This is a genomic window from Kitasatospora sp. NPDC091207 (assembly GCF_044768625.1).
Classification (GTDB): Bacteria; Actinomycetota; Actinomycetes; order Streptomycetales; family Streptomycetaceae; genus Kitasatospora.
On the sequence record NZ_JBIVVS010000011.1, the window covers coordinates 118,770 to 135,527 of the forward strand.

The following is a 16,758-nucleotide window of genomic DNA, read 5'->3' on the forward strand; positions in this document are numbered from 1 at the left end:
GTTCACCCACGGCGGACCACCGCCGGATCGACCGCTCGCCGTCACGGCCCCGGACCGAAGGACCGCCCATGTTCATCCAGCCCTCCGCACTGCGCCTGCTGACCGTGCACGCCCACCCGGACGACGAGTCCAGCAAGGGCGCGGCCACCCTCGCCCGCTACGCCGCCCAGGAGGTGGACGTCATGGTCGCGACCTTCACCGGCGGAGAGCGCGGATCCGTCCTCAACCCGGCGCTCGACCGGCCCGGGGTCCGCGCCGACCTGGCCCGGATCCGGTGGCAGGAGATGGCCGCCGCGAGCGAGATCCTCGGCGTCCGGCAGCGCTTCCTCGGTTTCACCGACTCCGGGCTGCCCGGCCCCGACGAGCCGCTGCCCGAGGACTGCTTCGCGCTCCTGCCGACGGCCGTCGCCGCCGAGCCGCTGATCGCGCTGATCCGCGAGTTCCGGCCCCAGGTCGTCGTCACCTATGACGAGACGGGTGGCTATCCGCACCCCGACCACGTGATGACCCATCGGGTCACCGTCGAGGCCTTCGAGGCCGCGGCCGACCCCGACCGCTTCCCGGCGGCGGGCGAGCCCTGGCAGGCGGCCAAGCTCTACTACCACCTGGCGCTGTCCCGGGCCTGGTTCCGGACCATGCACGAGGCCATGACGGCGCGCGGCGTCGACTCGTCGATGGGCGAGTTGCTCGCCGACTGGCCCGACACCCCGCCGGCCCTCGCCACCACCACCCGGATCCGCTGCGCCGAGCAGTTCGCCGTCCGGGACGCGGCGTTGCTCGCGCACGCCACCCAGATACAGCCCGGCGCCGGGTTCATGGCGCACCCGCGCGACATCGAGTGCGAGGTCTGGCCCACCGAGGACTACCACCTGGCCCGGAGCCTGGTGGAGACGACCCTTCCGGAGTCCGACCTGTTCGCCGGTCTGCGTCCCGGGGAGGAGCACGGGTGAGGCGACTCAGAAGCAGGGGAGAGGTGGGCGACCGGCACTGCGGTGCGGTCCCGCGCCCCGGACCGGAGCCCTGCGGAGGCCTGGTCCGGCACCGCCTCACGGCCGGCCGCGGCACGGGCGGCTCAGCACTGTCCGTCGGCCAGGACGAAGTAGCCGGTCCCGGTCTGCCTCAGCGTGTGGGTCGTGAAGGTGTTCCAGAGCCCCATGGCCTGCCCGGAGCCGAGGGCGTAGGTGAGGCCGCCGGACTGCGTCGCACGGCCCGCCTTCACCTGGTCGTAGTTGTTGTCCGTGAAGCACTGCGGCGCGCCGCCGGTGGTACTCGCCGTCAGTACTGCCGAGCGGGCGCCCACCACGCCGGCCTGGTCGACGGCGGCCACGGTGTAGCCGTACGCGGTCCCGGGGGTCAGTCCGGTGTCGCTGTACGAAGTGCCCGCCGGGGCGGCCACCTGCGGTCCGTCCCGGTACAGCAGGTAGGAGGCGGCGCCGGTGACGGCCTGCCAGCCGAGCGTGAGGGAGTCCGGTCCGGCGGCGGTCGCGGCCAGGCCGGTGGGCGCGGGCAGCGCGGGGGTGCCCGGGCCGCCGCCGTCCAGCCCCCAGAACTGCGCCGTGTAGTAGCTGGAGCAGATCGTGTTCAGGAAGTAGGCGCCGGTGGCCCCGCACTGGTCGGCGGCCGGCCCCGGGCTGACGGCGAGTCCGTGGCCCATCCCCGCGACGGAGTACAGCGCCACGGCGGGCCGGCCGCTCGCGTCGTCGTACACGGACTGGGTCGTGCCGCCCGGCAGACTCCGGGTCTCGGAGGCGCTCTGGCCGATGCCCCACACGTTCGTCCACTGGTCCCGCAGCTCGGTGCCGTTCACCGGCTTCACAGTGGTGTCGGCCGTGCCCTGCCAGATCGCGACCCGGGGCCACGGCCCGGTGTAACCCGGGTAGGCCCGGCGGACTTTGTCCCCCCACTGGGCGGGGGTGAGCCGCTGGTCGTTGTTCTGGCACCCCGAGGCGGCGCTCTGGGTGGTGGCGCAGTGCGCGGGCAGGCCGGAGTCGATCGCTCCGCCCGCGAACACGTCCGGGTAGTCGGCCAGCAGGTCGGTCGCCATGCCGCCGCCGGCCGAGAGGCCGGTGACGAACACCCGGTGGCTGTCCGAGCCGTACAGCGCCCGGGCCTTGGTGACCATCTGGACGACCGACTCGGCCTCGCCCGCGCCCCGGCTGTCCTTGGCGGCGTCGAACCAGCTGAAGCAGGACAGGCTGTTGTTGGCTGTGCCGGTCTGCGGGAACACCACCGCGAAGCCGTACCGGTCGGCGAAGGCGGTCCAGCCGGAGTTGCGGTAGTAGTCGGTGGCGGTCTGGACGCAGCCGTGCAGCGCGACCACCAGCGGTGCACCGGTGGGCAGGCTCGCGGGGGTGTAGGAGTACATCGCCAGATTTCCGGGATTGGTACCGAACCCGGTGACGTGTTGGAAGGTCCCGCCCGCCGCGTCGGCGGCCGCGCCGCTGGTGGACGTTCCGGAGGGTGCGCCGCCGCCGGGGGCCGCGAGGGTGGCAGGGCCGGGGCGGCTCGAGGAGTCCGCCGCACCGGCGGAGGCCGGTGCGGCGGAGACGAGGGCCACCGCGGCCAGCAGGGCGGCCGCGCTGCGGCGCGCGAGCCGCCCGCCCCGGTGAGGCGGCAGGCCGACGGGCACGGCAGGGTCGGCCTCGGCGGTCCGGACGGCAGCGGACCCGGCGGATCCGGCAGACCAGGCGGGCGAGGTGGCCATGGCAGATGAGGCGGACGGGCGCACGGACGGAAGAGCCATGGGGGATTCCTGGGTGGGGGAGGAGTTCGGTGGGATGCCGTGCAGCGTGGCGCGTCCGGCCGCCGGGAGCTATGTGACGGTCACCCGCCCTCGGCCGACCCGTCATGGCCGGTGCCGCCATTGGCGGGCCGGCCCCCGTGGTGCGAATCGCAGTTGAGCCGGACGGGCGGAGGAGGCAGGTTGAACCCATGACCACGTATGAATGCGAGGGAGAGAAGCCCGTGCCGGAGGAGTCGAAGCGCAGCCGCACCCACCATTGGCAGTCCGGGCCGCCGATCTCCGACTACGCGCACCTCACCGGTGAGGAGATCCTGCACGAGATCCTCGCGGGCCGGATCCAGGCGCCGTCGATGTCGAGCACGCTGGGCTTCGACCTGGTCGCGGCCGGGCCGGGAACGGCGGCTTTCGAGGGTGAGGTCGGCGATCACCTCTTCAACCCGATGAACACCGTTCACGGCGGCTACCTCGCCACCCTGCTCGACTCGGCGCTGGGCTGCGCCGTGATGAGCCTGCTGCCCGCCGGTACCGGCTACACCACCACCCAGCTGAACGTGCACATGGTGCGCCCGGTGTTCGCCGCCACGGGGAAGCTGCGCTGCGAGGGGGTCGCCCTGCACGTCGGCCGCACCCTCGCGACGGCGGAGGCGCGGGTAGTCGGAGTGGAGGACGGCAAGCTGTACGCGCACGGGAGCACCACGTGTGCGGTCCTGGCCCCGCGCCCGACGGCCTGACACGCCCGACGGCCTGACGCGCCGGACCCGCTGCACACCGGGCCCGTGACGCGCCGGACCCCGGTCCGCTTCGGCGGCCGGGGCTCGGGAGGGGCGGTGTCGCGGTCTCAGAGGGCGGCGGCGAGCACCCCGCACAGGGCGAGGAAGCCGCAGATGCCGAAGTTGATCAGTTTGTGGGAGAGGAAGACGGCGGCGAACTCGCGGATCGTCGCACTCGGCCAGTAGTACGCGGCCGTGGGGGAGCCGAACACCTGGCCGGTCACACCCGTCTTGCGGGCCGTCAGCGCGGCCCGGAAGGCGTGGAAGTTGTTGGTGACGATCACACAGCGGTAGTCGGGCTTGGCCTGTTCCATGAGCACCTTGGAGAAGAGCAGGTTCTCCTCCGTCGTGCGCGAGCGGTCCTCGCGCACGAGGTGCGCCTCGGGGAAGCCTCGCTCCAGCAGGTAGTCGGCCATCGCGTGCGACTCCGGCAGCTTCTCGTCCGGGCCCTGCCCGCCCGAGGTGATCAGCACCGGCGGGTTGCCGCGCGCGGCCTGCTTCAGGTACACGTCGCGGCCCCGGTTCAGCCGGCTGGCCAGCAACGGCGGCACCCGGTCGCCGCCGATCAGACCGGAGCCGAGCACCACCACGAAGTCGACGTCCCGGCGCGGCCGGTGACGGCCGTACAGGAAGGCGTAGCCCACGAAACAGACGAACAGGAAGGAGATGTAACCGACCACCAGCACGGCGGTGCCGGCGAGGACGCCCAGCCGGTACGAGCGGGTGATCACCGCCGCGACGAGCAGGGTGATCACCGCGAGAATGCCGAGCCCCGCGAGCAGGGAGAGCAGGTTGGCGGGCCGTCTGCCCTCCTTGCGCACCATGGTCAGGCCGTTGGCGATCAGGAAGCCGACCAGTGCCAGCGTCCCGATCGCCGGCAGCAGGATGATGGCGACCGCCGCCACTTCGGCGACCAGTGTCGGGGCCTTGCGCAACTCGGCGAGCAGCGCCAGCGCGAGGAAGGAGACGGCTATGCCGAGCAGGACGGCATTGCTGAACCGGCGTCGGTCGCGCAGGACCCCTATCCCGCACAGGACGAAGAAGAGGGCCGCTGGGGCATAGGCGATCATGCTCGTATCGTAGGGGGCCCGATCGGGAGGTCATGAACGGCCCTTGGGCACCGCGCTCCCCGTCTCCAGCACGGCAGGTTCCGCTCCGGCGGCGGGCCCGTCCGGTCGGACGGGCACCCCGGATCCGCCGGTCCGCCCGGTCGCTCCGGTGGGCGCGGGGGCACTCGCCGTCGCGGTCGTCGCCTTCGCCGTGCTGCGCCCGATCCGACGCACGCCCGGCACGGCCGCCGTGCCCGCGCAGGCCAGCGCCACCAGTGCGGCTGTCACCGCCAGGGGGACGGTGCTGCCCCAGGCGTCCGCCGCGAGTGGCGCGAGGGTGTACCCGAGTGGGGCGGCGGCCAGCGAGAGCAGCCAGTCGTAGGAGGTGACGCGCGCCAGGACCTGCGCGGGGAACTCCTGCTGCACCACCGTCTGCCAGACGGGGTTGAGGAAGCCGAGACCGGCCATCGCGAGCGTGTAGGCGGCGACCGTCACCGGTGCCGGGGCGGCGACCGCGAGGGCGGCCAGGGGGAGCGCGTACAGCGCGAGGCCGAGATTGGCGATCAGCACCGGGCGGCTCGGCCTGACCTTCCCGGCGATCAGCGATCCGGCCAGCACACCGATCGCGCCGGCCTGCGTCATGGCGATCCAGACCCCGTCGCCCCCCAGGTCCCGGGAGGCGATCAGCGGGCCGAGGGTGAGCAGTACCGCGGCCGCGCCGTTCCACATGCCGTGCCCGACCAGGCTGGTCCAGTACCAGCTCCGGGTACGCAGCTCGTTCCAGCCCTCGGCCAGTTCGGCGAAGAGCGGCCGGCGTTCGGCGGGGGTGTGCCGGACGGTGACCCGGGTCAGGAGCGCGGCGCTGATCACGAAGGAGGCGCCGTTCAGCACGAAGGCCCAGCCGGCGCCGGCCGTGTACACCAGTAGCCCGGCCAGTGCGGGGCCGCAGAGCCGGCCCGCGTTGCCGGCCGAGGCGAGCAGCGCGTTGGCCCGCATCCGCAGTGCTCCCTCGACGGTTGCCGCGACCAGCGGGGAGGCGGTCGGGAGGGCGAATGCGGAGGCGATGCCGCCGAGTGCCTCGGCCGCGGCGATCTGGGCCAGGCCGGGGTCCCCGCCCAGCAGCTCGATGCCGACGAACACCTGGGCGGCGGCCCGCACCAGATCGGTCGTCAGGGCGATCGCCCGGGGGTTGAAGCGGTCCCCGGCCACGCCGCCCAGGGGGAGCAGCAGCAGTCTCGGCACCATGGCGCAGCCCAGGACCAGGGCCAGCGCGCCCGAGGAGCCGGTGGCCCGGGTGATGGCGATGGCGAGGGCGGCGGGGACGATCGCGTCGCCGAGGGTGGAGATGGTCCGGCCGAGGAAGAGCAGCCGGAAGTCGGGGAGCCTCAGTGGATGGGTCACGGGCGAAACTATATTTCGGCACCGAAATTTCGGCAACGAAATATATGCGGGCTTCGGTGGAGCCTAGACTCGTCGCATGGAGCACCCCGAGCGACGAGCCGACGAGACACGCGATGAGCTGCGGGAAGCGCCCCTGGGTGAGCACGGGCAGGGTGACCGGCCGCGTGACTGGACCGACGGTCATGTCGAGCGCTGGCGCCCGGTGCTGCCGCACCTCGACCCGGACATCGAGGGTGCCGTCACCCGGATGACCAAGCTGGTGCGGCATCTGAGCCGGGTGCGTGAGCAGGGCGTGGCCGACTACGGACTGCAGAAGCACGAGTTCGACACGCTCCACGTCCTGGCCGGCCGCGGCGGCCGGGCCGTCCCGTCCGATCTGCGCGACGACCTCAGCCTGGCGCCGGCCTCGGTGACGGGCCGGCTGGAGGCCCTGGAGCGGCGCGGGTTCATCGTCCGCACCCCCTCCACGGAGGACCGGCGCCGGGTCGACATCGAACTCACCGAGGCCGGTCGGGCCGCCTGGCGGGAGGCGCTGGACGTCGTCGGCCGGGAGGAGCGCCGGCTGCTGGGCGTCCTGGCGTCCGACGAGCGCCGGCTGCTCTCCGACCTGTTGCGGCGGGTCCTCCTCGCGGCGGAGGCCCCTGGGCCGGGCGGCACGCGGGCGGACAGGCCGGCCGCCCGTTCGTGAGCGGTCGCGGCCGACTCCGGGTCGAACCGGCGGAGCGGTCACGGAGGCGTGGCCGCAGCGGTATGGCCGTGGCAGGGGCGGCCCAGGAGCCCGCGCCGCCCGGTGGCACGGGACGGGCAGTGCGGGCGGTACGGGCAGTGCGGGCAGTGCGCGCTGTCGTGGTCAGTGCCCGGCGGGGCCGGCGAACCGCTCGATGGCGGCGAACACCGCGTCGGTCATAGCCGGGCTCCCGGTGTGGCCGGACTCCCCGATGACCGTCAGCTCGGCGTCCGGCCAGGCCTTCGCCAGCTCCCAGGCGGTCCGCAGCGGCGAGCCGAGGTCCAGCCGGCCGTGGATCAGTACGCCCGGGATCCCGGCCAGCCGCCCGGCGTCACGCAGGAGTTGGCCGTCCTCCAGGAAGGCGTCATGCGCGAAGTAGTGCGCGGTGATCCGGGTGAAGGCCATCAGCGCGTCGCTCGGACGGTCCGAGTAGGCGTTCGGCTTGCCGAGCGACTCGTGCGCGATCACCGCGTCCTCCCAGGTCGCCCAGGACCGGGCGGCCTCGCGTCGGACGGTCTCGTCGGGACTGTTCAGCAGCCGGCTGTAGGCGGCCACCAGGTCGCCGTCCCGCTCGGCGGGCGGCAGTGCGTCGCGGAAAGCCTCCCAGGGGCCGGGGAACAGCCGGCCGACGCCCCGGTAGAGCCAGTCGGTCTCCTCGGGGCGGGTCATGGTGACCCCGCAGATCACGATCTCCGAGACCCGCTCGGGGTGGGCCTGCGCGTAGGCGAGGATCAGGGTCGACCCCCAGGAACCGCCGTACAGCAGCCACCGCTCGATGCCCAGGTGCTCGCGCAGCCGTTCCATGTCGGCGATCAGGTGGGCGGTGGTGTTGTGCTCCAGGCCGGTCGCCGGGTCGGACGCGTGCGGCAGGCTCTGCCCGCACCCGCGCTGGTCGAACAGCACCAGGTGGTAGCGCTCGGGGTCGAAGTAGCGCCGGTTGCCCGGGTTGTGCCCGGAGCCGGGCCCACCGTGGACCACGGCGGCCGGCTTGCCGGCCGGGTTTCCGGAGGCCTCCCAGTGGATCCGGTGGCCGTCGCCGACCTCCAGCAGTCCTTGCGCGTACGGCTTGCCGATCGGGTACGACTCGGGCACGGCGGAAGTCCTCCTGGGCGATCGGTGGCCGACCGCGGTGACGGGCGGCCGGTGGCGCTGAACGGACGGGACGTCGTGAGGCTACCCGCCCGGTCTGCGGCCCGTCGATCGTCCGCCGGTCCCGGGCGGAGGCTGGTCCCGCTCTGCGCCGGTCCCGCTCTCCGCCGGTTCGCGGACGGTGGCCGGACGCGACGGGTGCCCGCGGTGGGCACCCGGTCGCGCCGGCCGGAGGTCACCGGCCGGTCGCCTCCACGGCCGCCTGGGCGGCGCGTGCCAGCTCTCGGCGTGGCTGCCACCGGTCCACCGGCCGTCCGGTCCGGGCCTCGGGGGCCGGGATCGGGGGCAGGAACGTCACTTCGGCCACCAGTCCACGGACCGACACCACCCGGGCGATCGAGGCGAGCAGCCCGTCCTCGCCGACGAAGGCGGGCACGCTGGTCGCCCGTCCGTCCGCGAGCCGGTAGCGGACCGTCACCGGTTGCACGGGCGCCCCGGCCTGGACGGCGGCCTCGAAGAGCGCCGGGCGGAACCGGCCGCTCTCCCGCCCGCACCAGGTCGACCCCTCGGGGAAGACGACCACGGGCCGGCCCGCGCGCAGCAGTTCGGCGACCGCCGCGACGGTGCCCGGGAGGGTGCGCAGCCGGTCGCGGTCGAGGAAGACGGTGCCGCCCCAGGCCACCAGCGGGCCGAGGACCGGCCAGCGCCGGACCTCGGTCTTGGCCAGTGAACGGCCGGGCCGGCCGGCCGCGATCAGCGGGATGTCCAGCCATGAGACGTGGTTGGCCACCACCAGGACGCCGCCCCCGCCGGCCGGGGGCGGCGCGAGGCGGACGGCGACGCCGAGCGCGCCGAGCAGGGTGCGGGCCCAGAACCGGACCAGTCCGTCGCGCGGCCCCCCGGGGAGGGCCCGCACCGACGGGGTGAGCGCGAGGCCGACCACCAGCACGGCCAGGAAGGCGGCCAGCCGCAGGACTCGCCGGGGGACCGCCACCACCGGGCCGGGCTCGGTCAGACAGGACTCCGGCGTGCAGGGGGCCGTCGGCAGCCAGGCACTCATGAGATCGGCCCGGGAGCGGGTTCCGCACCGCTGTGCGCGGTGGCCGGGGTACCGGCGGTCATCCCGGAGAGGAAGTGCCGCAGGTAGCGCGGGTCGGTGCGCTCCAGGGACAGCAGCACGTACAGGTCGGCGGTGGCGAAGTCCGGGTCGTGGGCGGGAGCGCCGCAGACCCAGGCGCCCAGCCGCAGGTAGCCGCGGAGCAGCGCGGGCAGGGCGGCCCGCTCGGCCCGCGGCAGCCCGGTCGGGTCCCACGGCCGGTGCGGGGTGACCCGGTACTCCTCGGGGGCGAGGTGCTTGGCGCTGACGGTGTCCCAGACCCGCGCCGCCGTGGCGCCGCCGTCGTCCAGCGGGATCGAGCAGCAGCCGCCGACCCAGCTGTTGCCGGTGTCCGCGAGGTAGCGGGCGATGCCGCCCCACATCAGGTTGATGACGGCGCCGTTGCCCCGGTGGTCCGGGTGGATGCAGGAGCGGCCCAGCTCCACCAGGCCGTCGCGGAGCGGGGTCAGGTTGCGCAGGTCGAACTCGCCGTCGGAGTAGAGCCGTCCGGCCCGGCGCGCGGCCTCCGGCCGCAGCAGCCGGTACGTCCCGACCACCGGGCCGTCCTCGCCCTCGCGCACCAGCAGGTGGTCGCAGAACTCGTCGAACGGGTCGACGTCCAGTCCCGCCACCGGGCTGTGCAGCAGGGCGCCGAGCTCGGCGGCGAAGACCTGGTGGCGCAGCAGCTGGGCGGCCCGTACGTCGTCCTCGTCGCGGGCGAGCGCGACGGTGTACGCGGGCGCCCCGCCGAGCAGGACCGGTGCCGGGGCGGTCGGTGCCGGGCCGGCGGGAGCGGGGCGGCCGGCGACCGGCCGGCCGCCGGCCGGCTGCGCGGGGAGCTGGACGGGGAGCGGGGCGGGGAGTACCGAGGTGTGGCCGGGGGTGACTGCGGGCGGAGCGTACGTGGGGACGGTGGTCATGGCGGACCCTCCAGGGCGGCACGGACGACGGCAGCCACGGAACGCCGTGGCACCGGCCCGCACCGCTCGGTCGTGGGGCGTGCGAACCGGTATCCGTATGTTTCTCCGGGTCGGCTGGCGTCCACGTTGCGGTTCGGCGGAGCGCAGATGTGCACCTGCTGAATGGGGCCACTCACCGTCTGCCGGACACCTGTCCGGTGTGCGGGCGCCACCGTATGCTCCGCTCCATGGGGTGGAAACCGGGGGCGGCACGGCGGCGGCCGATCACCGCGGAGCTGCGGGACGTCCTGCGGGTGCAGGTACAGCTGGCGGTCGTCCTGCTGCTCCTGCACCTGCTGGCGAGGCTCGTCGGACTGCCCGCCTCACCCTGGTGGATGCTGGTGGTGGCGATGGCCGGCGCTCTCCAGATCACGTCCGACCGGTGCTGGGAGGAGTGCCGTCGGCGGAGCACCCTCGTGTTCGCGCTGCTGGTCGCCCCCGTGGTGGGGGTGGTCCCGTTCCTGGCGGTCGGTGCCCTCCTCGACTGGGACGAGGAGGCGACGGACGCGGCCCTGCCCCCGAGCACGGTCGTCGGTCTGCTGCTCGCCTCGCACGTGCTGCGCACGGCCCACCTGGTGCGCCTGGCTCGCCGTTCGGGCCCGGGGCCGGTCGGGTGGCCGGCCGGCGGTGGGGCGGGGGCCCCGGACGAGGGGACGCGGGCCGCCGCCGCCGAAGCGCCGGAGGCCCGCCGTACCGCGCCGGAGGCCCGCCGTACCACAGGCGAGACCAGGGGGCCCTGACGCCTCAGAAGGTCTGCCAGCCGGCCGGGTCGACCCCGCCCGGGACGGCGTCGGCCGGACCGTAGGGCTCGCGGGTGAGGACGAACGAGCCGAGGTCCAGGTGGCTGACCGACCCGTCGGCGGACCGGACCACCCGCAGGGTCTCGCCCGCGTAGTAGTTGTCCAGCCCCGTCCAGGTGCCGTCCGGCTCGGCGCGGAACCGCGAGCTGCGGGTGCCGCCGGTGAGCGGTGCGAGCTCCAGGGTGCGGTCGGCCTTCAGGCGCAGCGTGTGCCCGGCGGCGCCCCAGTACCAGGGGCCGGTGAGTGCGAGCAGGTCCTTGTCGAGGGAGGGCAGCGGACGCCAGGGCTCGGGCAGCCGGGGCTCGTGCTGAGCGGTGAGGGCGATCAGCTCCGCCGCGACCCGCGGGGTGTTGCCGCCGCTGGTCGCGTTGGCGAGGGCGATCGCCGCCAGGCCGTCCGTCTCGCTGACCCAGAGCCCGGCGGTGAAGCCCGGCACCGAGCCGGTGTGGCCGTAGAGCACGCGGCCCTCGTGGCGCAGCAGTTGCAGCCCGAGCCCGTACCCGCCGGACCAGTTCTCGCCCTCCGGGCCGACGGCGGGCCGGCGCATCTCGGCGAGACTGTCGGCGGCCAGCACCTTCGGGTCACCGCCGGTCAGGAAGGCGGCCCAGCGGGCCAGGTCGGCGGCGGTCGACCAGAGCTGTCCGGCCGGTGCCATCACCCCGGTGTCGGTCAGCGGTTCGGGCAGCATGACGTCGGCCCAGGGGTGGACGGCGAAGCCGCCGGCGTGCGGCTGCTGGGGGAGAAGGGTGGTGCGGTCCATCCCGAGCGGCGCGAGGATCTCGCGGCGCAGCACCTCGTCCCACGGCTCGCCACGCAGGCGCTCGACCAGCGCGCCGAGCAGGGCGTAGCCCGGGTTGGAGTAGTGGTGGAGCCGCCCGGCCGGGTGCTTCAGCGGGTGTTCGCGCTCCAGGACGTCGCCGAGCTCCGGGCGCAGCGAACCGTCGGTCCGTTCCCACCAGGGTGCCGGGGTTTCGGAGGCGAGGCCCGCCGAGTGGGCCAGCAGTTGGGCGACGGTGGCCTCGTCGGCCGGGGTCCCGGGCAGGTGCCGCTTCAGCGGGTCGGCCAGGTCGAGCAGGCCCTCGTCACGAAGGCGGAGCACCAGGACCGCGACGAAGGTCTTGGTCAGCGAGCCGATCCGGTACTGCACGTCGGTGTCGGGCGCGTGATCGTCGATCATGCTGCGGGCGCCGCTCCAGACCAGCCGGCCTTCCCGCACCACCGCGGCGACCAGGGAGGGCGTGCGGCCCTCGGCTTGCGCGACCGCGACCCGGTGCAGCAGGGCGCGGCGGGTCGTCGGGAGGAGCTCGTCGTACTGGTCGGTCATCTGATCCTCTGAATCGTCTGATGAAGCGGCTGAACAGGTGGGCCGGACCGCAGCGCGGTCGACCGTCACCGGGCGGCTCCTTCAACCTACTTCGGACACCTATGGCATTTCACCTGCTTTCCCGGGCCGCCCCGGGGCGCCGGCGGTCCCTTTCCGCGGTGACGGGACCGCCGTGACAGCCACTGATCGCCCGATCGCGGTCCGGCCACCGTCCGATCGCCGGCCGGTCACCGTCCGCTCGCCGGACGGTACTTGACAGCATGAATTGGTCCAGTCCATTTTGGGCTCCTCCCCGCACCTCCACCCCCACACCCCCACTGGAGGTCACCGGTGCTCAAGCGCACCCGACTGCCCGCCGTCGGCGCGGCCGCCCTGCTCGCGGCCGCCGCCGCGTTCACCGCACCCACCGTCGCCCACGCGGCGAACCAACTCGGCAACCCCGGGTTCGAGACCGGCACCCTGTCCGGCTGGTCCTGCTCCGGCGGCCTCGGCTCGGTGGTGTCCACCCCCGTGCACGGCGGCGGCAAGGCGCTGGCCGGCGCCGCCACCGCGAGCGACAACGCCAAGTGCACGCAGACGGTCGCCGTCCAGCCCAACACCACGTACTCGCTCTCCGGCTGGGTGCGCGGCAGCTACGTCTACCTCGGCGTCACCGGCGGCGGCTCCGCCTGGACCTCGGCCGCCGACTACACCAAGCTGAGCGTCTCCTTCACCACCGGCGCCACCCAGACCAGCGCGGAGGTCTACCTCAACGGCTGGTACGGGCAGGGCACCTACCACGCCGACGACCTGAGCCTGGACGGCCCCGGTGGCGGCACCCCCGCCGACACCCAGGCGCCGACCACCCCCGGCAACCTGCGCAGCACCGGCAAGTCCGCCACCAGCGTCGGCCTCGCCTGGGACGCCGCCACCGACAACGTCGGCGTGACCGGCTACGACGTCTACCAGGGCGCCACCAAGGTGGCCACCGCCACCGGTACGGCCACCACCGTCAACGGACTGACCGCCGCCACCGCGTACAGCTTCACCGTGAAGGCCCGCGACGCGGCCGGCAACGCCTCCGGCTCCTCCGCCGCGCTCGCCGTCACCACCGACCCGGGCGGTGGCGGTACCCCGACCGGGTTCAAGCAGGCCGCGCCCTACCTCTACAACGGCTGGGGCAACCCGCCCGCCGCGGCGACCGTCATGAACGCCACCGGCGTCAAGTGGTTCACCCTGGCCTTCATCCTCGCGCAGAACGGCTGCAACCCCACCTGGGACAGCCAGCGGCCGCTGCTGAACGGGGTCGACCAGGCGACGATCAACGCCGTCCGCGCGGCCGGCGGCGACGTCGTCCCGTCCATCGGCGGCTGGAGCGGCAACAAGCTCGGCCCCAACTGCGCGACCACCGCCGACCTCGCCGCCGCCTACCAGAAGGTGATCGACGCCTACGGCCTGAAGGCGATCGACGTCGACATCGAGAACACCGACGAGTTCGAGAACACCGCGGTCCAGGACCGCATCCTCGGCGCGCTGAAGATCGTCAAGCAGAACAACCCCGGTCTGCGCACCATCCTGACCTTCGGCACCGACACCACCGGCCCGACCTACTACGGCAACCGGCTGATCGAGCAGGCGAAGGCGCTCGGCGCGGACATCGACGTGTTCACCATCATGCCGTTCGACTTCGGCAACGCCTCCACCGACATGTACGCCGCCACCGTCAGCGCGGCCGAGGGCCTGAAGGCCAAACTCAAGTCCACCTTCGGCTGGGACGACGCCACCGCCTACGCGCACGTCGGCATCTCCGGGATGAACGGCCTCAGCGACACCAACGAGGTCACCACCGTCCAGAACTGGACCGCGATCCGCGACTGGGCCAACAGCCACCACATCGCCCGGCTCGCCTTCTGGTCCGTCAACCGCGACCGCGGCTGCGCCGGCGGCGGCCTCCAGGAGACCTGCTCCGGCATCGCCCAGAACGACTGGCAGTTCACCTCCATCACGGCCGGCTTCACCGGCTGACCCGTCGTCCGCAGTACTGCTCCGGCCGGCCCGGACGTCTCCCCCGCGGAGCGTCCGGGCCGGCCGGTGTCCGTTCCGGCCGCCCGCCCGCGCCACCGGCCGTCCTTCCACCCACCCGATCCCGATCCCGGTCCCGGTCCCGGCGCCGGCCCGCAGCCGGTCGGCGGAGAGTCGTGGCACGCCGTCGGATGACCGATGTCCCGGGGTGAGCGGCGCGGAACAGTGGGGCCCGGTACCGGGTACCCCGTGCCCGGATGACGGAGGATTCCCATGTTCAACAGGCGCACCTTCAGCAGGACCGTCGTCGGCCTCGGCGCGGCCGCCGCGTCGACGGCCGGCCCACGGCCCGCCACGGCCGCACCCGACTCCGCAGCACCTGCCACACCTGCAGCACCTGCGACACCCACCGCACCCGGCGCACCCGCCGAACCCGCGGCGGCCGGGGCCGCCTTCGCCCGGCCGAGCCAGGTCAGGGCCGGCGTCCTCGACATCGGCTACGCCGAGACCGGCCCGGCCGACGGCCCGGCGGTCGTCTGCCTGCACGGCTGGCCCTACGACATCCACAGCTTCGCCGACGCGGCACCCCTGCTCGCGGCGGAGGGTTACCGGGTGATCGTCCCCTACCTGCGCGGCCACGGCACCACCCGGTTCCGGTCCGCCCGGACCGTCCGGAACGCCCAGCAGTCGGCGATCGCCCTCGACATCGTCGCCCTCATGGACGCACTCGGCATCGACCGAGCCGTGCTGGCCGGCTTCGACTGGGGATCGCGCACCGCCGACATCGTCGCGGCCCTCTGGCCCGGACGCGTCAAGGCGCTGGTGTCCGTGAGCGGATACCTGATCACCGACCGTGCGGCCCAGCGGCGTCCACTGCCGCCCGCGGCCGAGCACAGCTGGTGGTACCAGTACTACTTCGCCACCGAACGCGGTCGTCTCGCGATGGAGGACCGCGACCACCGCCGCGCGTTGTGCCGCCTGGTCTGGGACACGGTCTCACCGACCTGGGCGTTCGACGACGCCACCTACGAGCGCACCGCCGCGGCCTTCGACAACCCCGACTACGCGGCCGTTGTGATCCACAACTACCGCTGGCGGCTCGGCCTGGCCGACGGCGAACGGCGCTACGACGCGATCGAGGAGCGACTCGCCGCGCGCCCGGTCATCACGGTGCCCACCGTCACCCTGGACCCCGAGTGCGACCCGTTCACCGCCCCCGGTGACGGCTCCTCCTACCGGGAGATGTTCACCGGACGCTACCTGCACCGCACCCTCCGGGGCGTCGGACACAACCTGCCCCAGGAGGCTCCCGCCGCCTTCGCCGAGGCCGTCGTCGACGCCGACCGGCTCTGATTCAACCCCTGGGCGTGAGACCCCCTCGTGGCCCGGGCGCACCCCCGTTGCCCGGGCCCGGGGTCGTCGGACCCGCCGTCCCGCCGGTCAGCCCCGGGGGAGCGGGGGGAGTTCCGTGCGGTCGAGCCAGGCCGTGAACAGCGCGTCCAACGAGTGGTCGCAGTAGCGGGCCGCGTGGGTGCGGAAGTCGGCGGTGCCGACGACGCCGTGCCGGTGGATGGTGGCCCAGTCCCTGAGCATCGGGAAGAAGGAGGCGTCGCCGAGGGTGAGCCGGAGGGCGTGGACGGTGAGGCCGCCGCGCTGGTAGAGCCGGTCGTCGAACATCAGCTTCCGCCCCGGGTCGCCCAGCCGGAGGTCCTGGGGCAGACCGGCCAGCAGGCCGTGCGCGGCCGCGGCGTGCACGGCGGCGGCCGGGCCGCCGGCCCGCTCCGACCAGAGCCACTCCGCGTACTTGGCGAAGCCCTCGTTGAGCCAGATATGGCTCCAGTCGGCGACCGACACACTGTTGCCGAACCACTGGTGGGCCAGCTCGTGGGCGATCAGCCGCTCGCGCTCCCAGCCTCCGCCGAGGTGGTTGGTGCCGAAGGTGGCGACGCCCTGCGCCTCCACCGGGACGTCCAGCTCCTCGTCGGCGACGACCACGGCGTACTCGCCGAACGGATAGGGGCCGAAGGCCTCCTCGAAGTACGCCGTCATCTCCGGCTGCCGGCCGAAGTCCGCGGCGAACTCGGTGCCCAGCCGCTCGGGCACGTAGCCGGTCTGCCGGACGGCGGGGCGCTCGGCGAGCACCACCGGCCGGTACTGGCCGATCGAGACGGTCACCAGGTAGGTCGAGGTCGGTGCGCTCTGCTCGTACATCCAGGTGGTGCTGGACGCGCGCGTCGTGCGGGTGAGCAGCCGGCCGCCGACCACGACGGTGTAGACGGACGGCGTGGTGACCGCTATCTGGTAGGTCGCCTTGTCGGCGGGCCGGTCGTTGCAGGGGAACCAGGACGGGGCGCCGACGGGCTGGCTGGCGACGAGCGCGCCGTCGGTCAGCTCCTCCCAGCCGAGTCCGCCCCACGGGCTGCGCACCGGGCGCGGGTTCCCCGTGTAGTGCACCTCGACCGTGAACGCGGCGCCGGCCGTGAGGGCCTTGACCGGACGCACCCGCAGCTTGCCGGCCCGGTGGGTGTAGCGGGCGGGCTTGCCGTCCACCAGGACCCGGCCGATCCGGAACTCGGCGAGGTCGAGCGCGAACTCGGACAGCGCGGTCCTGGCGACGGCGCTGAGCCGGGCCGTACCGCCCAGCCGGTTGGGCCCGGGGCGGTAGTCCAGGGCGAGCTCGTAGCGGTGGACCTTGTAGCGGGGATCCCCGTTGTTGGGGAAGTACGGGTCCGGGGCGGCGGTGGGGGCCGCCGAGGCGTGCTGGTGGTTCACCGGGCGGGGTTTCACCGGGTCGTGCGC

The 16,758-nt window shown here is 74.0% G+C and carries 14 protein-coding genes; 6 read left to right on the forward strand and 8 right to left on the reverse strand.

What is annotated here, in order from left to right; genetic code table 11:
* Nucleotides 1-68: 68 nt before the first annotated feature.
* Nucleotides 69-950 carry a mycothiol conjugate amidase Mca gene (gene mca / locus ACIQTO_RS20055; protein ID WP_402389543.1) on the forward strand — a complete coding sequence of 294 codons (882 nt, stop codon included), beginning with the start codon at nt 69-71 and terminating at the stop codon, nt 948-950.
* 122 nt (nt 951-1,072) lie between these two features.
* Here the strand turns inward: mca and ACIQTO_RS20060 are convergent, their stop codons facing one another.
* Complete coding sequence (locus ACIQTO_RS20060; RefSeq protein ID WP_402389545.1) at nt 1,073-2,743, reverse strand: PHB depolymerase family esterase; 1,671 nt, start codon at nt 2,741-2,743, stop codon at nt 1,073-1,075.
* 188 nt (nt 2,744-2,931) lie between these two features.
* On the opposite strand from ACIQTO_RS20060, the gene ACIQTO_RS20065 reads away from it, so the two are divergent.
* A complete protein-coding gene (locus ACIQTO_RS20065) occupies nt 2,932-3,474 on the forward strand; it encodes a PaaI family thioesterase (RefSeq protein ID WP_402389547.1) in 543 nt (180 codons plus the stop codon).
* A 107-nt stretch (nt 3,475-3,581) separates the two neighbouring features.
* Here the strand turns inward: ACIQTO_RS20065 and ACIQTO_RS20070 are convergent, their stop codons facing one another.
* The gene (locus tag ACIQTO_RS20070; RefSeq protein WP_402389550.1) at nt 3,582-4,583 is read right to left on the reverse strand and encodes a YdcF family protein; all 1,002 of its coding nucleotides are present in this window, start codon (nt 4,581-4,583) and stop codon (nt 3,582-3,584) included.
* A 30-nt stretch (nt 4,584-4,613) separates the two neighbouring features.
* Entirely contained in the window at nt 4,614-5,963 is a 1,350-nt protein-coding gene (locus ACIQTO_RS20075; RefSeq protein ID WP_402389551.1) for an MFS transporter, read from the reverse strand.
* 76 nt (nt 5,964-6,039) lie between these two features.
* Here ACIQTO_RS20075 and ACIQTO_RS20080 point away from each other — a divergent pair, with 76 nt between their 5' ends.
* Nucleotides 6,040-6,651, forward strand: coding sequence for a MarR family winged helix-turn-helix transcriptional regulator (locus ACIQTO_RS20080; protein ID WP_402389553.1), 612 nt, complete (start codon nt 6,040-6,042; stop codon nt 6,649-6,651).
* A gap of 162 nt (nt 6,652-6,813) precedes the next feature.
* On the opposite strand, the gene pip is transcribed toward ACIQTO_RS20080, so the two are convergent.
* From pip to ACIQTO_RS20095, 3 genes are all read right to left on the reverse strand, one after another.
* Nucleotides 6,814-7,782, reverse strand: a complete 969-nt coding sequence (gene pip, locus ACIQTO_RS20085; RefSeq protein WP_402389556.1) for a prolyl aminopeptidase — start codon at nt 7,780-7,782, stop codon at nt 6,814-6,816.
* 232 nt (nt 7,783-8,014) lie between these two features.
* Nucleotides 8,015-8,839: a lysophospholipid acyltransferase family protein gene (locus ACIQTO_RS20090; RefSeq protein ID WP_402389558.1), complete on the reverse strand. Its 825-nt coding sequence runs from the start codon at nt 8,837-8,839 to the stop codon at nt 8,015-8,017.
* On the reverse strand, nt 8,836-9,795 hold the full coding sequence (locus tag ACIQTO_RS20095; RefSeq protein WP_402389560.1) for a GNAT family N-acetyltransferase: 960 nt from the start codon (nt 9,793-9,795) through the stop codon (nt 8,836-8,838). Before ACIQTO_RS20095 ends, ACIQTO_RS20090 begins: the two co-directional genes overlap by 4 nt.
* A 227-nt stretch (nt 9,796-10,022) precedes the next feature.
* Between ACIQTO_RS20095 and ACIQTO_RS20100 the strand changes: the two genes are divergently transcribed.
* Nucleotides 10,023-10,574 (forward strand): hypothetical protein, encoded by a 552-nt coding sequence (locus ACIQTO_RS20100; RefSeq protein WP_402389563.1) that lies wholly within the window; start codon nt 10,023-10,025, stop codon nt 10,572-10,574.
* A 4-nt stretch (nt 10,575-10,578) separates the two neighbouring features.
* Here the strand turns inward: ACIQTO_RS20100 and ACIQTO_RS20105 are convergent, their stop codons facing one another.
* On the reverse strand, nt 10,579-11,958 hold the full coding sequence (locus tag ACIQTO_RS20105; protein ID WP_402389566.1) for a serine hydrolase domain-containing protein: 1,380 nt from the start codon (nt 11,956-11,958) through the stop codon (nt 10,579-10,581).
* A gap of 330 nt (nt 11,959-12,288) precedes the next feature.
* Here ACIQTO_RS20105 and ACIQTO_RS20110 point away from each other — a divergent pair, with 330 nt between their 5' ends.
* Both ACIQTO_RS20110 and ACIQTO_RS20115 read left to right on the forward strand, forming a co-directional pair.
* On the forward strand, nt 12,289-13,962 hold the full coding sequence (locus tag ACIQTO_RS20110; protein WP_402389568.1) for a carbohydrate binding domain-containing protein: 1,674 nt from the start codon (nt 12,289-12,291) through the stop codon (nt 13,960-13,962).
* A 270-nt stretch (nt 13,963-14,232) separates the two neighbouring features.
* Nucleotides 14,233-15,312 (forward strand): alpha/beta fold hydrolase, encoded by a 1,080-nt coding sequence (locus ACIQTO_RS20115; protein WP_402389571.1) that lies wholly within the window; start codon nt 14,233-14,235, stop codon nt 15,310-15,312.
* An 87-nt stretch (nt 15,313-15,399) separates the two neighbouring features.
* Here ACIQTO_RS20115 and ACIQTO_RS20120 read toward each other — a convergent pair whose 3' ends face one another.
* Complete coding sequence (locus ACIQTO_RS20120; protein WP_402389574.1) at nt 15,400-16,731, reverse strand: M1 family metallopeptidase; 1,332 nt, start codon at nt 16,729-16,731, stop codon at nt 15,400-15,402.
* Between the last annotated feature and the right edge of the window lie 27 nt (nt 16,732-16,758).